The organism is Streptomyces sp. NPDC059649, assembly GCF_042734445.1.
Taxonomy (GTDB): domain Bacteria; phylum Actinomycetota; class Actinomycetes; order Streptomycetales; family Streptomycetaceae; genus Streptomyces.
Genome location: NZ_JBHWDV010000046.1, coordinates 51,868 through 66,822 on the forward strand (window position 1 = coordinate 51,868; position 14,955 = coordinate 66,822).

The 14,955-nt window shown below is 71.2% G+C and carries 12 protein-coding genes; all 12 read right to left on the reverse strand.

Annotation, left to right across the window (positions count from 1 at the left end):
- Positions 1-4 precede the first annotated feature (4 nt).
- Complete coding sequence (locus ACFV1J_RS32610; RefSeq protein WP_385864173.1) at positions 5-625, reverse strand: cell division protein SepF; 621 nt, start codon at positions 623-625, stop codon at positions 5-7.
- Between the two features lie 122 nt (positions 626-747).
- Positions 748-1,485 (reverse strand): YggS family pyridoxal phosphate-dependent enzyme, encoded by a 738-nt coding sequence (locus tag ACFV1J_RS32615; RefSeq protein ID WP_385864175.1) that lies wholly within the window; start codon positions 1,483-1,485, stop codon positions 748-750.
- The gene (gene pgeF / locus ACFV1J_RS32620; RefSeq protein WP_385864178.1) at positions 1,482-2,228 is read right to left on the reverse strand and encodes a peptidoglycan editing factor PgeF; all 747 of its coding nucleotides are present in this window, start codon (positions 2,226-2,228) and stop codon (positions 1,482-1,484) included. The genes ACFV1J_RS32615 and pgeF overlap by 4 nt, the downstream gene beginning before the upstream one ends.
- Positions 2,229-2,242: 14 nt before the next feature.
- Positions 2,243-3,496 carry a cell division protein FtsZ gene (gene ftsZ / locus ACFV1J_RS32625; protein ID WP_385864179.1) on the reverse strand — a complete coding sequence of 418 codons (1,254 nt, stop codon included), beginning with the start codon at positions 3,494-3,496 and terminating at the stop codon, positions 2,243-2,245.
- Positions 3,497-3,778: 282 nt separating this feature from the next.
- The gene (locus ACFV1J_RS32630) at positions 3,779-4,594 is read right to left on the reverse strand and encodes a cell division protein FtsQ/DivIB (RefSeq protein WP_385864182.1); all 816 of its coding nucleotides are present in this window, start codon (positions 4,592-4,594) and stop codon (positions 3,779-3,781) included.
- Between the two features lie 22 nt (positions 4,595-4,616).
- On the reverse strand, positions 4,617-5,708 hold the full coding sequence (gene murG, locus ACFV1J_RS32635) for an undecaprenyldiphospho-muramoylpentapeptide beta-N-acetylglucosaminyltransferase (protein WP_030415220.1): 1,092 nt from the start codon (positions 5,706-5,708) through the stop codon (positions 4,617-4,619).
- A gap of 6 nt (positions 5,709-5,714) precedes the next feature.
- Positions 5,715-7,139, reverse strand: a complete 1,425-nt coding sequence (gene ftsW / locus ACFV1J_RS32640) for a putative lipid II flippase FtsW (protein ID WP_385864185.1) — start codon at positions 7,137-7,139, stop codon at positions 5,715-5,717.
- Positions 7,140-7,197: 58 nt separating this feature from the next.
- Positions 7,198-8,619, reverse strand: a complete 1,422-nt coding sequence (gene murD, locus ACFV1J_RS32645; RefSeq protein WP_385864197.1) for a UDP-N-acetylmuramoyl-L-alanine--D-glutamate ligase — start codon at positions 8,617-8,619, stop codon at positions 7,198-7,200.
- A 41-nt stretch (positions 8,620-8,660) separates the two neighbouring features.
- On the reverse strand, positions 8,661-9,725 hold the full coding sequence (mraY, locus tag ACFV1J_RS32650; protein WP_261957163.1) for a phospho-N-acetylmuramoyl-pentapeptide-transferase: 1,065 nt from the start codon (positions 9,723-9,725) through the stop codon (positions 8,661-8,663).
- A 5-nt stretch (positions 9,726-9,730) separates the two neighbouring features.
- On the reverse strand, positions 9,731-11,182 hold the full coding sequence (murF, locus tag ACFV1J_RS32655) for a UDP-N-acetylmuramoyl-tripeptide--D-alanyl-D-alanine ligase (protein ID WP_385864187.1): 1,452 nt from the start codon (positions 11,180-11,182) through the stop codon (positions 9,731-9,733).
- A 62-nt stretch (positions 11,183-11,244) separates the two neighbouring features.
- Positions 11,245-13,032: a UDP-N-acetylmuramoyl-L-alanyl-D-glutamate--2,6-diaminopimelate ligase gene (locus ACFV1J_RS32660; protein ID WP_385864189.1), complete on the reverse strand. Its 1,788-nt coding sequence runs from the start codon at positions 13,030-13,032 to the stop codon at positions 11,245-11,247.
- A gap of 18 nt (positions 13,033-13,050) precedes the next feature.
- Positions 13,051-14,955, reverse strand: a 1,905-nt coding sequence (locus ACFV1J_RS32665) for a peptidoglycan D,D-transpeptidase FtsI family protein (protein WP_385864191.1), incomplete at its 5' end; no start/stop codon positions are given.

Consider the following 14,955-nt stretch of genomic DNA (forward strand, 5'->3'; position numbering starts at 1 on the left):
CGTCTCAGCTCTGGTTGAAGAACCCGCCCTCTGCGATGCGGGCCTTGTCCTCCGCCGTGACATCGACGTTAGCAGGCGACAACAGGAACACCTTCTGCGTCACCCGCTCGATACTGCCGTGAAGACCAAACACCAAACCGGCCGCAAAGTCGACAAGTCGCTTCGCATCGGTGTCATCCATCTCCGTCAGATTCATGATCACCGGAGTGCCCTCGCGGAAGTGTTCCCCGATGGTACGGGCTTCGTTGTAGGTCCGCGGGTGCAGCGTGGTGATGCGGTAGGGCTCCCGCTCGGACACAACCTTGGGCATGATCACCGGTGCGTTCTTCTCCAGATTCGGACGGTCGGGTGTGATGGATGACACGGGGGCGATTCGCGCGGGTCGTCCGTTTTCCGGTGCGAGCGGGGCGGGTTCGCGTGGCGCCGGGGGTGTCACGGCACGGACGGGTTCGTCCCGTTCCGGGCGCGTTTCGGCCTGCACTTGGTGCTGTTGCCGCCGTCCCCGGTCGGGTTCCGGATCGAGCTCGGGCTCGAACTCGTCATCGGGGTCGAACCCCCGGCCGTCGTACCCATCGTCCTCCACGAGGCCGAGGTAGACCGCCATCTTGCGCATCGCGCCGGCCATTCTCTGCGTCCTCCGCTCTGTGGTGGATCGGCTCCGTCACCAGGGCCTTGGATCCACGCGGCCTCCCCGCTTCCTGCGGAAATGACCATATATTGTGCTGTGGTCCGACTTGCTTGGCGACGTTACCCGAGCCGTGGTCGGACTCCGAGTACCGCGGTACCGACGCGCACATGTGTCGCTCCGGCCGCCACGGCGTCCTCAAGGTCCGCGCTCATGCCTGCGGACACCATGGTGGCAGCAGGATGGGTGGCGCGCAGGTCGGTTGAGATTTCCATGAGCCGTTCGAATGCGGCCAGTTGGCGACCGGCATACGGGCCGGCCAGCGGCGCGACCGTCATCACGCCGTCCAGCCGCAGCCCTTCGGCCCCGGCGATCGCCTCCGCCAGCGCCGGGACGCCGTCCGGTGCCACACCGCCCCGGTCACCGGTGCTCGCCCAGCCGGCCGCACCCGACTCGACGTCAAGTGCCACCTGGACGAGGCATCCCAGCTCGCGGCCCGCACGGACCGCTTCCCTGGAGAGCGCGGTGACCAGTCGTGCCCGGTCGACAGACTGCACAATTCCGGCATAACTCGCCACGGACCGCACCTTGTTGGTCTGCAACTGACCGACGAAGTGCCAAGTAAGCGGCAAATCAGTGCATTCGGCGGCCTTGGGCGCCGCCTCCTGGTCGCGGTTCTCCGCGACCTCACGCACCCCCAGCTCCGCCAGCAGCCGGACGTCGCTCGCGGGATAGGTCTTGGTGACGACGATCAGCGTCACCTCGTCCCGCGGCCGGCCGGCCTTGGCGCAGGCGGCGGAGATACGATCCTCCACCCGCGCCAGGTTGGTCGCCAGTTCCGTTCTACGGTCGTCCGTCACAGCTCGCCGTCCAGCCACACATAACTCGCGAGCCGCCCGGTCGTGCGGTCGCGCCGATAGGAGAAGTGATCCGCGGATTCCCGCGTGCAGACGTCCGAGATGTGGGAATCGTCACCCACCGGCACGCCCGCCGCGGCGAGTTGGGCCCGTACGCCGGCGGTGACGTCCACCGCCGGAGTGCCCCAGCCGGTCGTCGCGAACGCCTCGGGCACCACCGCCGCGACATCGGACCGCATCTCGGCGGGCACCTCGTAACAACGCCCGCAGATCGCCGGTCCGGTGTACGCGAGGATCCGGGCCGGCTCCGCGCCCAGTTTGATCATCGCCTCGACGGCCGCCGGTACGACGCCGGCGACCAGCCCCGGCCGGCCGGCGTGTGCCGCCCCGGTGACGCCCGCGACCGGGTCGGCGAGCAGTACGGGTGTGCAGTCGGCGGTCAGGACGGCGAGCGCGAGGCCCCGGCGGGCCGTCACCACCGCGTCGACGCACGGCACGTCGGCGTCCCGCCAGGGTCCGTCGACCACCGCCACGTCCCGGCCGTGGACCTGGTTCATCCAGACCACCCCGGCCGGGTCGAGACCGAGCGCGCCGGCCGCGCGGGCGCGGTTGGTGCGGACGACCTGCGGGTCGTCGCCGACCGCGCCCCCCAGGTTGAGCTGCTCATACGGAGCGGCGCTCACCCCGCCCCACCTGTCGGTGAAGGCGAAGTGCGCGCCGCTTTCGTGGTGCTGTTTCCCTATCACTTCGGTGCTTTACGTCACTTCAGGAAGTCGGGAACGTCGAGTTCCTCGGCCGCGCTGTCGGAGTACGACGGACGGGCCGGGGGAACCTGCGGGCCGCTCGACGGGGTGGGCGAGACCTCGCCCAGCGTGGACGACGGCTCGGCGGCCGGCTCACCACGCTCCGCGGGGGCGCCCGCGTCCCGTACGGGGACGGAGCCCAGGCCGCCGAAGGACGACGGGGTGCGGGGCTCGGGCGGGGCGGCCGGACGGCTGGTGGCCGGGGCCGGCTCCTCGCGCTTCGGGGAGGACAGGGCGGCCTGCGCGTCGCGGCGGGCCGGCGGCTGACCGCCGTCGAAGCCCGCCGCGATGACCGTCACCCGCACCTCGTCGCCCAGCGCGTCGTCGATGACCGCGCCGAAGATGATGTTGGCCTCCGGGTGGGCGGCCTCGCTGACCAGCTGGGCGGCCTCGTTGATCTCGAACAGGCCGAGGTCGGAGCCGCCGGAGATGGACAGCAGCACGCCGCGGGCGCCGTCGATGGACGCCTCCAGGAGCGGCGAGGAGATCGCCATCTCCGCGGCGGCCACCGCGCGGTCGTCACCGCGCGCCGAGCCGATGCCCATCAGGGCCGAGCCGGCCTCCGACATCACGGACTTGACGTCGGCGAAGTCGAGGTTGATCAGGCCGGGCGTGGTGATCAGGTCGGTGATGCCCTGGACACCCGACAGCAGCACCTGGTCCGCGGACTTGAACGCGTCGAGCACGCTCACCTGGCGGTCCGAGATGGACAGCAGCCGGTCGTTGGGGATCACGATGAGGGTGTCGACCTCTTCGCGCAGCTGGGCGATGCCGTCCTCGGCCTGGTTGGCGCGACGGCGGCCCTCGAAGGTGAACGGCCGGGTGACCACACCGATCGTCAGGGCGCCCAGGGAGCGGGCGATGTTGGCGACGACGGGTGCGCCGCCGGTGCCGGTGCCGCCGCCCTCGCCCGCGGTCACGAAGACCATGTCGGCCCCCTTGAGGACCTCCTCGATCTCCTCGCGGTGGTCCTCGGCCGCCTTGCGCCCCACGTCCGGGTTGGCGCCGGCGCCGAGGCCGCGGGTCATTTCGCGGCCGACGTCGAGCTTGACGTCGGCGTCGCTCATCAGCAGCGCCTGCGCATCGGTATTGATCGCGATGAACTCGACGCCCTTGAGCCCGACCTCGATCATCCGGTTGATGGCGTTCACGCCACCGCCGCCGATGCCGACGACCTTGATGACTGCGAGGTAGTTCTGCGGTGCTGCCACGTCGAAGGCCTCTCGCCTCGAGTTACGTGTCGTCGCCGCACTTGCGTGTGGACGCCGACTGATGCCGATGGGACGGTCCGTATCGCCGACCCGAACCCTAACGTTGAAGTTTAGGGTTACCTGTGCCTGTGTTCCTTGGTTCCATAGTCCCTTTGGAACGAGACACTAAGTCGACAAGGCGCGCCCGTTCAACGAACACGCCGAACCTCCCGTTTTTCTTTTCACCCTATGTGATCACCCATAGTCGTAGCCATCCAGGGTGCTGGCCTGCGACTTGGTACGTCAACTCCCCGACACCGCAGGGGCGCTGGGGACCGAGACGTCGAAGTGCCGGGCGGTACGGGCCGCTTTCAGCAGCGCGGCCAGCACCTTCGCCTTTTCGGCGCCCTGTTCGCGGCTGCCCCAGGCGACCGTGCGCCCGCCGGCCAATTCGACGCTGATGGCGTCATATGACCGTACCCGGACCTTGCGTACGTCTTTGCGTACGACTGGGGGCAGATCCTGAGTGACCGCGACCGCGGCGCGCCGCAACCGGTCGTTACCGAAGCGGCGCGTACTCGGGGAGTCGGAAACGGACATTTCCAGAAGGGGAACACCCTTGGGAGCGGCGCTGACGGTGGCGAACCGGACGCCCTCGGCGTCCACTTCGACAAACTTTCTGCCCGTTTGCATCAGCAGTTCCGGGACTCTTTCCGTCACTTTGAGACTGATGGTGTGCGGCCAGGAGCGTTCCACGTCAACGCTCTTGATGCGCGGCAGCCGGGCCCGCAGCCGGTGTTCGAGGGCGTCGGTGTCCACCGAGATCAGCGGGGCGTTCATGGGGGCGTGCGCCGCCGCGACGACCTCACGCGGGGTCAGGACGTCGGTGCCACCGGCCCGGACGCGCTCCAGCCGCAGCCAGTCGGAGGCGTAGAGCGTCCAGACGCCGAACGCGCCGAGCACCACCGCGAGAACCAGGGTGATGATCAGACCGCGGCGGCCCGGCGCGCGACGGGGCAGGCGCACCCAGCGGAGTCTTCGACCGCGCGCCTCCGTGGAGGAGGGCGGGCCGGACGGTGACTTCTTCTCGCCGCGTCGGGCGGTTGTCGGTCCGGCCACGCTCCCTGCCTTCTCTCGTGCGCTACTTGCGGTGCTGCTCGATCGCCTCGTACACCATGCCGACCAGCAGCTCGTCGGCGTCCCGGCGGCCGAACTCGGAGGCCGCGCGGGACATCTCGTACAGCCGGTGCGGATCGGCCAGGACCGGGAGCACATTGCCCTGCACCCAGTCCGGGGTCAGCTGGGCATCGTCGACCAGCAGGCCCCCGCCGGCGTTGACCAGCGGCTGGGCGTTCAGCCGCTGCTCGCCGTTGCCGATGGGCAGCGGGACGAACGCGGCCGGCAGCCCGACGGCGGACAGCTCGGCGACGGTCATCGCGCCCGCGCGGCAGAGCATCATGTCCGCCGCGGCGTACGCGAGATCCATCCGGTCCACGTACGGTACCGGGACATAGGGCGGCATCCCGGGCATGTTGTCCACATGCGGCAATTCGTTCTTCGGACCGACCGCATGGAGCACCTGGATGCCGGCGCGCTGGAGGGCCGGCACAGCGGCCTGGATGACCTCGTTCAGCCGGCGGGCGCCCTGCGAGCCGCCGGACACCAGCAGGGTCGGCAGATTGGGGTCGAGCCCGAAGGCGGCCCGCGCCTCGGGGCGGACCGCGGCCCGGTCGAGGGTCGCGATGGTGCGGCGCAGCGGGATGCCGACGTAGCGGGCGCCGCGCAGCTTGCTGTCCGGGGTGCTGACGGCGACGAATTTCGCGTACCGCGAACCGATCTTGTTGGCCAGGCCGGGGCGGGCGTTGGCCTCGTGGACGATGATCGGCACCCCGAGCCGTTTGGCGGCCAGATAGCCGGGCAGCGCCACATAGCCGCCGAAGCCGACCACGCAGTCGGCCTTGGTGCGCTCCAGGATCTGCTCGGCGGCCTTGATCGTGCCGCGCAGCCGCCCGGGGACGGTGATCAGTTCGGGGGTGGGCTTGCGCGGCAGCGGTACGGCCGGGATGAGACCCAGCTCATAGCCGCGCTCCGGGACGAGCCGGGTCTCCAGCCCCTTCTCCGTGCCGAGTGCCGTGATCCCCACGGTGGGGTCCTGCCTCCGCAGTGCGTCCGCGAGGGCGAGCGCGGGCTCGATGTGGCCGGCGGTCCCCCCACCGGCGAGTACGACATGCACCGAAATTCACCGCTCTCCGGACGGCCGCTTCTTGACGCGCCGTCTCATCGTCTTCCATCTCACCCCAGCCGGTTTTCTGCCGAAACCCGGCTTCCGCGTAGCCAGCGCGGCCAGCGCCGCCCGTGCGGCGGGCTCGTCACGCGCGAAGGCGATCAGCAGCCCGACGGCGAACATCGTCGGCAGCAGGGCGGAGCCTCCGTAGGAGAACAGCGGGAGCGGGACACCGGCGATCGGCAGCAGACCGAGCACCGCACCGATGTTGACCACGGCCTGGGCCGTGATCCAGGTGGTCACGCCTCCCGCGGCGTACCGTACGAAGGGGTCCTCCGTGCGTCCGGCCACGCGGATACCCGCATAGCCTAGAGCCGCGAAGAGGGCGAGGACCGACAGCGTCCCCGCCAGACCCAGTTCCTCCCCGGTGATGGCGAAGATGAAGTCGGTGTGCGGTTCAGGGAGTTCACCCCATTTTTCCATACTTGCGCCGAGGCCGGAACCGAAGAATCCGCCGGAGGCCAGGGCGTAGATCCCGTGCACGGCCTGCCAGCACTGATCACCGGGGCCCGGATCGGTCGCGCCGATGCAGGCGAGCCGGGACATCCGGTTGGCGCTGGTCTTGATCAGCAGCGCGCCGATCACCGTCGCGGTGCCCAGCACGCCGACGAACAGCCGGGTCGGCGCACCGGCCAGCCACAGCAGTCCGAAGAGGATCGCCGTGAGAATGATCGCGGTGCCCATGTCGCCGCCGAGCATGATCAGGCCGAGCAGCAGGAACGCCACCGGGATCAGCGGCACCAGCAGGTGCTTCCACTGCACCAGCAGCTTCTTGTCGTGCTTGCGGGCCAGCAGGTCGGCGCCCCACAGGACCAGGGCGAGTTTGGCGAACTCGCTCGGTTGCATCTGGAAAGGGCCGCCGAGGTTGATCCAGTTCTGGTTGCCGTTGACCGCGACCCCTATGCCCGGAATCTGCACCAGGCACATCAGGAAGACCGAGACCGCGAGCAGCGGATAGGCCAGCGTACGGTGCAGCCGGACCGGCATCCGGGTGGCGATCAGCAGCAGTCCGCCGCCGAGGACGGCCGCGAGCAGCTGTTTGCGGAAGAAGAACGACGGGGCGAGGCCGGACTGCAGCGCCTTGATCTGGGACGCCGAGTAGACCATCACCAGGCCCAGGACGGTGATCAGCAGGCTGCCGCCGAGGATCAGGTAGTACGCGGTCAGCGGACGGTCCCAGGCGCGCTTCAGCCGGTTCAGCAGCCGCCGGGGGCCGCCGGCCGACGGGCGGCCGCCGGGGGCCGGACGCGCGGTGGCGGGCCGGCGGGGCGGACGCGCCGGGGCGGACGATCCCCGGCGCGCTCTCGCGGACGAGGCGCCGCCCGGTCTCGCGGACGAGCCCCCGCCCGCCCGTCCCGCGTCTGCCGATCGGGCCGTCATCCTCGTCCCCTCCTGGTGCGCTCGCCGCCGGCTGCCGGCGGCCACGGGGAGAAACGGTCTACTGGTCCCTCGCGGTCAGCTCGCGGACCGCGTCGGCGAAGGCGTCGCCCCGCTTGTTGTAATTGACGAACATGTCCATCGAGGCACAGGCCGGAGCCAGCAGGACGGTGTCGCCGGGCCCGGCCAGACGGGTCGCTTCCCGGACGGCCTCGGGCATCGCCCCAGTGTCGGTCCGGTCGAGGTCGACCACCGGGACCTCGGGGGCGTGTCGCGCCAGGGCTTCGCGGATCAGCGCCCGATCGGCGCCGATCAGCACCACCCCGCGCAGCCGGGCCGCCGCCGTCTTCACCAGCTCGTCGAAGGTCGCCCCCTTGGCGAGCCCGCCGGCGATCCACACGATGTGCTCGTACGCCGCCAGCGACGCCTCGGCGGCGTGGGTGTTGGTGGCCTTGGAGTCGTCGATGTAGCGGACGCCGTCGATCTCCGCGATGTGCTGGATGCGGTGCGCCTCCGGGTGGAAGGCGCGCAGTCCCTCGCGTACCGCGGCCGGGCGGACGCCGTAGGCACGGGCCAGCGCGGCGGCCGCCAGGGCGTTGGCGACGTTGTGCGGGGCGGCGGGCCCGGAGCCGGGGGCGATGTCGGAGACCTCGGCGAGCTCCTGGGCCTGCTTCTGCCGGTTCTCGACGAAGGCGCGGTCGACGAGGATGCCGTCGACGACGCCGAGTTCGGAGGGGCCGGGGGTGCCGAGGGTGAAGCCGATGGCGCGGCAGCCCTCCTCGACGTCGGCTTCGCGCACCAGGTCCTCGGTCGCCTTGTCGGCCACGTTGTAGACGCAGGCGACGCGGTTGCCCTCGTAGATCCGGCCCTTGTCGGCGGCGTACGCCTCCATGGAGCCGTGCCAGTCGAGGTGGTCGGGGGCGATGTTGAGGACCGCGGCGGAGTACGCGCGCAGTGACGGTGCCCAGTGCAGCTGGTAGCTGGAGAGCTCGACGGCGAGCACGTCGTAGGGGCGGGCGCCGTCCTTGCCCTGGTTCAGGACCACGTCGACGATCGGGGTGCCGATGTTGCCGACGGCCATGGTGTGCAGGCCCTCGGACTCCAGGATGGCGGCGAGCATCCGGACCGTGGTGGTCTTGCCGTTCGTGCCGGTGACCGCGAGCCAGTCGGCGGAGTCCGGACCGCGCAGCCGCCAGGCGATCTCCACGTCGCCGACGACGTCCACACCGGCCGCCGCGGCCGCCGCGAACAGCGGGCTGTCGGGCTTCCAGCCGGGCGAGGTGACCACCAGGTCGGTGCCCTCGGGCAGGGTCTCGCCGTCGCCGAGGCGGACCGCGATCCCGGCCGCCTCCAGCTCGCGCGCGGACTCCTGCTGCTTCTCGCCCGCGCCGCCGTCCACGACCGTGACGCGGGCGCCGAGGCCGGCCAGGGCGCGGGCGGCACTGATGCCGCTCACGCCGAGGCCGGCGACGGTGATCTGCATACCGGCGAACCCCTCGGGGATCCGGTCCGGCTCGTGCGTGGTCACTTCGCTGCCTGCCAGCCGCCGTAGAAGATGCCGAGTCCCACGATGACGCACATGCCCTGGATGATCCAGAACCTGACCACCACAAGGACTTCGGACCACCCCTTGAGTTCGAAGTGGTGCTGTAGTGGCGCCATCCGGAAGACCCGCTTGCCGGTCATCTTGAAGGAGCCGACCTGGATGACCACGGACATGGTGATCAGGACGAAGAGGCCGCCGAGGAGGGCGAGCAGCAGTTCCGTGCGGGAGCAGATGGCCAGGCCGGCGAGCGCGCCGCCCAGGGCCAGCGAGCCGGTGTCACCCATGAAGATCTTGGCGGGTGAGGTGTTCCACCACAGGAAGCCGAAGCAGGCGCCCATCAGGGCTGAGGCCACGACCGCCAGGTCGAGCGGGTCGCGGACCTCGTAACAGCCGGGTCCCGCGGTGATCTGGTTGGCGCAGGACTCCTGGTGCTGCCAGATGCCGATGAACGTGTACGCGCCGAAGACCATCACCGAGGCACCGGTGGCCAGGCCGTCGAGGCCGTCGGTGAGGTTCACGCCGTTGGACATCGCCAGGATCATGAACAGCGCCCAGATGACGAAGAGCACCGGGCCGATCTGCCAGCCGAAGTCCTGGGTGAAGGACAGCCGGTCCGAGGCCGGGGTCTGTCCGCGCAGGTCCGCGAACTGCAGCGAGAGCACCGCGAACGCGATGCCGACGATCAGCTGGCCGGCCATCTTCGCCTTGGCCCGCAGGCCCAGCGAACGCTGCTTGACGATCTTGATGTAGTCGTCGAGGAAGCCGACCAGGCCCATCCCCGCGAAGAGGAAGAGCACCAGCACGCCCGAGAACGTCGGGTCGCTGGAGGTGATCACCTTCGTGATGACGTAGGCGATGATCGTCGCCAGGATGAAGGAGATACCGCCCATGGTGGGCGTCCCCTTCTTGCTGCCGTGGGTGCGCGGGCCGTCATCGCGGATGAACTGCCCGTACCCCTTCTTGGCCAGCAGTTTGATCAGCAGCGGGGTGCCGATCAGGGTCAGGAAGAGCCCGATCATTCCGGAGAAGAGGATCTGCTTCATCGAGTTCATCGGGCTGCGGCTCCACCCTCGGCGCCCGCGGCGCCCGACAGCCCTGCGTCATCCAGCAGTGCTGCGGCGACCCGCTCCAGCCCCACCGACCTGGACGCCTTCACCAGCACGACGTCTCCCGGCCGCAGCTCGCTGCGCAACAGGTCGACCGCCGCCCGTGTGTCGGACACGTGCACCGACTCCTCACCCCACGAACCCTCGTTCTTGGCGCCCATGTCGAGCCAGGCCGCTTCCCTGCCGCCGACCGCCACGAGCTTGCTGACGTTGAGCCGGACGACCAGCCGCCCGACCGCGTCGTGTTCGGCGAGCGACTCCTCACCGAGCTCGGCCATCTCACCGAGCACCGCCCACGTACGAGCACCCTTCGCCTTGCCGGCGGCGCCCATCGCGACCAGCGCGCGCAGCGCCGCTCGCATGGACTCGGGGTTCGCGTTGTAGGCGTCGTTGACGACCGTCACGCCGTCCGCGCGCTCGGTGACCTCCATGCGCCAGCGGGAGAGCGTGCCGGCTTCGGAGAGCGCGAGGGCGATCTCGTCTACGGGCATGCCCAACTCATGGGCGACGGCGGCCGCGGCGAGCGCGTTCGACACGTGGTGCTCACCGTACAGCCGCATGGTCACATCGCTGCACCCGGAGGGTGTGTGAAGCGTGAAGGCGGGCTGTCCGAGCTCCGTGAGCCGGACATTCTCGGCGCGTACGGCGGCGTCCTCGGCCTCGCCGAAGAGCACCGTGCGGGCCTTGGTGCGGGCCGTCATGGCGCGGACGTACGGGTCGTCGGCGTTGAGGACCGCGACGCCGCCGTCCTCGGCGGCGGGCAGCGCCTCGACGAGTTCGCCCTTTGCCTCCGCGATCTGCGCGCGGCCGCCGAACTCGCCGATGTGCGCGGAGCCGACGTTGAGCACCACGCCGATCCGGGGCGGGGTCAGCGCGGCGAGGTAGCGGATGTGGCCGACGCCGCGGGCGCCCATCTCCAGTACGAGGTGACGGGTCGTCTCATCGGCGCGCAGCGCGGTCAGCGGCAGCCCGATCTCGTTGTTGAGGTTGCCCTCGGGCCAGACGGTCGGACCGTGCCGCTGCAGCAGCTGGGCGATCAGGTCCTTGGTGCTGGTCTTGCCGGCCGAGCCGGTCAGGCCCACGACGGTGGTGCCCAGCCGCTCGACGACGGCGCGGGCGAGCGCGCCGAGGGCGGCGGTGACGTCGTGCACGACGATGGCCGGGACGCCGACGGGGCGGGCGGCGAGTACGGCCACCGCGCCGGCCTCGACGGCGCCGCGGGCGAAGTCATGGCCGTCGGCGCGTTCCCCGGCGAAGGCCACGAACAGGCCGCCGGGGCGGACCGCCCGGGAGTCGGCGACGACCGGTCCGGTGACCTGTCGGTCGGCGTCCGGTATGTCGTACTGCTGCCCGCCGACGATGCTCGCGATCTCGGCGAGGGACAGGGAGATCACAGGTCACCCCCGGCGAGCGGCGGTCGGTGACGGGGACTGGGTTGTGCGCGCATGGCGGAGTGTCATCCCTGGTGTTTCGGGTGCGGTGACGTCAAGGAAGCCTCGATGGCCTCGCGCAGCACCTGGCGGTCGTCGAAGGGGCGCACCACTCCGGCGATGTCCTGGCCCTGCTCATGGCCCTTGCCCGCGACGATCACGGTGTCGCCGGGCTCGGCGCGGGCGACGGCGGCGGCGATGGCGGCGGCCCGCTCTTCTTCCACCAGGACCGTGCCGCGTTCGTGGATCGGCACCTCCGCGGCGCCCGCCAGCATGGTGGCGAGGATCGCGAGCGGGTCCTCGCCCCGGGGGTTGTCGGAGGTCAGGATGGCCGTGTCGGCGAGGCGGGCGACCGCGGCACCCATGGGGGCGCGCTTGTGCGGGTCGCGGTCGCCGCCGCAGCCGAGGACGGCGTGCAGCTTGCCGTCGGTGACCTTGCGCAGCGCGCGCAGGACGGACTCGACGGCGTCGGTCTTGTGGGCGTAGTCGACCACCGCCAGGTACGGCTGGCCGGCGTCGATGCGCTCCAGGCGGCCGGGGACGCCGGGTACCGCGGCGACACCGTCGGCCGCGGTCTGCGGGTCGATACCGGCGACGACCAGCGCGGTGATCGCGGCGAGCGCGTTGGCGACGTTGAACGGGCCGGCGATCGGGGAGGCGGCGCGCAGCGTCTGGCCGTCGGGGCCGTGCACGGTGAAGGTGGAGCCGAGCGCGCCGACCTCGACGTCGGAGGCGCGCCAGTCGGCGTCCGGGTGGCCCTCGGCGGAGAAGGTGGTGACCGGGACCTCGGACTCGCCCTCGGCCAGCCGACGGCCGTATTCGTCGTCGAGGTTGACCACGCCGGCCCGGCTGCGGGCCTTGGTGAACAGCTGTGCCTTGGCCTGGAAGTAGTCCTCCATCCCGGAGTGGAACTCCATGTGCTCCGGGCTGAGGTTGTTGAAGATCGCGACGTCGAAGACGCAGCCGTCGACCCGGCCGAGGACCAGGGCGTGGCTGGAGACCTCCATGGCGAGGGCGCGGACGCCGCGCTCGCGCATCACGGCGAACAGCGCCTGCAGGTCGGTGGCCTCGGGGGTGGTGCGCTCGGACTTGATCCGCTCGTCACCGATCCGGGTCTCCACGGTGCCGATCAGGCCGGTGAGGCCGCCCGCCCGTCGCCCGCCACCGCCCTGGTCGGTCTGCGCTTCGCGCAGGCCCCCCTCTTCGGGGCGCTTCGCGGCCGCGGCGCGCAGTCCGCCCTCGATGAGGTAGGCGGTGGTGGTCTTGCCGGAGGTGCCGGTGATGCCGATCTGGAGCAGGTCCTCGCCCGGCGCGCCGTAGATCGAGACGGCCAGGGCGCCCATCCGTCCGCGCGGGTTGTCGACGACGAGGACCGGCAGGCCGGTCGCGGCGGCGCGGTCGGCGCCGGACGGGTCGGTCAGGATCGCCGCGGCGCCGAGGTCGGCGGCCTGGGCGACGAAGTCGGCACCGTGCAGCCGGGCGCCGGGCAGCGCGGCGTAGACGTCGCCGGGGCGGACCGCCCGGGAGTCGTGCGTGATGCCGGTGACGTGGACCTCTGAGTGCTCGGGTGCGAGGGCCGGGGTGCCCAGCTGCTCGGCGAGGTCCGCCAGGGGGGTGGGGCGGACGCGGTCAGGGCGCGGTGCTCCCGGGTAGGTACCGGGGCTGCCCTTGTGAGCGTGCGGGGCGTTCGGGGACTGATCAGCATGTGACACGGCGGTGAGCGTACCGGGCCGATCGGGCCCGGGGCGAAGTGAGGGCCGTGTGGGGGCGCGGTCGGCGGGCTCGGGGAGGCCGTCGGGGGTGATGGTCGTCACGGCGGGATTGCCTCGATTTCATTGGCCTGGCCTGAAGGTGACCGGCAGGCGCGGGGGTGCGGCGCCGGTCGGCGGGACCTGGAGGGTCTTCAGCGCGAAGGCCATGACCTGCTGGTAGATCGGGCCGCAGACCTGGCCGCCGAAGTAGCTGCCCCTGGTGGGATTCTGCACCGCGCAATAGACCGTGATGCGAGGTTTGTCCGCAGGGGCGAAACCGGCGAAGGACGCGGTGTAGCCGTGGTAGCGGCCGGTTTTGGGGTCCACCCGGTTGGAGGTGCCGGTCTTGCCGCCGACCCGATAGCCGTCGATCTTCGCCTTCGCGCCGGTGCCCTCCTCGTCGTCGACCACCGACTCCAGCATGGTGGCGAGGGTGCGGGCCGTCTTCTGACTGACCACTCGGGTCTTCGCGGGCTTGGGCGCCGGGACGAAGCGGCCGTCGGGCCCGGTGCTGCCGCGGACGAGTGTGGGGGCGATCCGCTCGCCGCCGTTGGCGATGGTGGAGTAGACCGAGGCGGCCTGTACGGCGTTGAGGGACAGCCCCTGGCCGAAGGGGATCGTGTACTGCTGCGAGGTGTTCCAGGCCTGCGGCTTGGCCAGGATGCCGTCGGTCTCGCCCGGGAAGTTCAGCCCGGTCGGCCGGCCGATGCCGAATTTGCGCAGGTAGGAGTAGAGGACCCGATTGGCCTCGGGCTGGCTCCGGCCGAGCTGGCCGGCCGCGAGGATGGTGCCGATGTTGCTGGACTTGGCGAGGACGCCGTTGAGCGTGAGGTGCCAGGTCTCGTGGTCGACGTCGTCGGCGAAGAGCCGGTCGCCGCGGTGCAGCCGGTTGGGGACGGTGACCCGGGTGGACGGGGTGGCGACCCCTTCCTCCAGTACGGCGGCCATCGACATCAGCTTGCTGGTGGACCCCGGTTCGAAGGCGTCGGACAGCGCGGCGTTGCCCAGCGCCTCCGGCTCCGCCTTGGTGACGTCGTTGGGGTCGAAGGCGGGGGCGTTGGCCAGGGCCAGGATCTCGCCGGTGCGGGTGTCCTGGACGACGACGTAGCCGCGGTCGGCGCCGGACTTCGCCACCTGTTGGGTGATGGCCTGCTGGGCCGCCCACTGGATGTCGCGGTCGAGGGTGAGCTCCATGTCGGCGCCGGGGACGGCGGGGTGTTCCTGGGTGTCGGCGGTGGGCACCCGGCGGCCGCCGGACTGGGCGTAGACGAGCTTGCCGTCCTTGCCGGCGAGCTGCTTGTCGAGCCGGGCCTCCAGGCCGCCGCCGCCCTTGCCGGCGCTGTTGACGAAGCCGAGGACGCCGGAGGCGAGGTCCTTGTTGGGGTAGAGGCGCTTGCTGTGTTTGTCGGCGAAGATCCCGACCAGGACGTCGGGGCGGGGCGCGCTCTTGGGGGCGGCGGCCGCCCGGGCGTCGAGGGTCTTACGGAGGTCCTTGATCCGCTTCCACACCTGGGGGGTCTGCTGCCGGGCGAGCAGCACGTACCGGGAGCCGGGCCGGTCGAGCTTCTCGGTGAGCGCGGCCCTGTCCATGTGCAGGATCGGCGCGAGCAGCGCGGCGGCCCGCCGCGGGGCGTCGGGGATCTTGGTCTTGGCGGGCGCCAGCAGGCTGGGGTCGGCGGTGATGTCGTACGCGTCCACGGAGGTGGCCAGCGGCACGCCGTTGCGGTCGGTGAGGTCACCGCGTTCGGCGGCCAGCTTGACCGGTACGTAGCGGTTCTCGTTGGCCCGGGCGGCGAACGCCCCGGCGTCCACGGCCTGCACCTGGAAGAGCCGTACGACGAAGATCAGCATGATCAGCGTCAGCCCGAGGGAGACCAGGCGGAGCCGGGGGCGCGGGCTGCCGAGGCGGACCACCGGGGTGCCGGAGCGGGGCCGGGCCGGGCCCGGGCGGCGGGCGGCCGGGCGGGGCGCGCCGGGCCGCGGCGC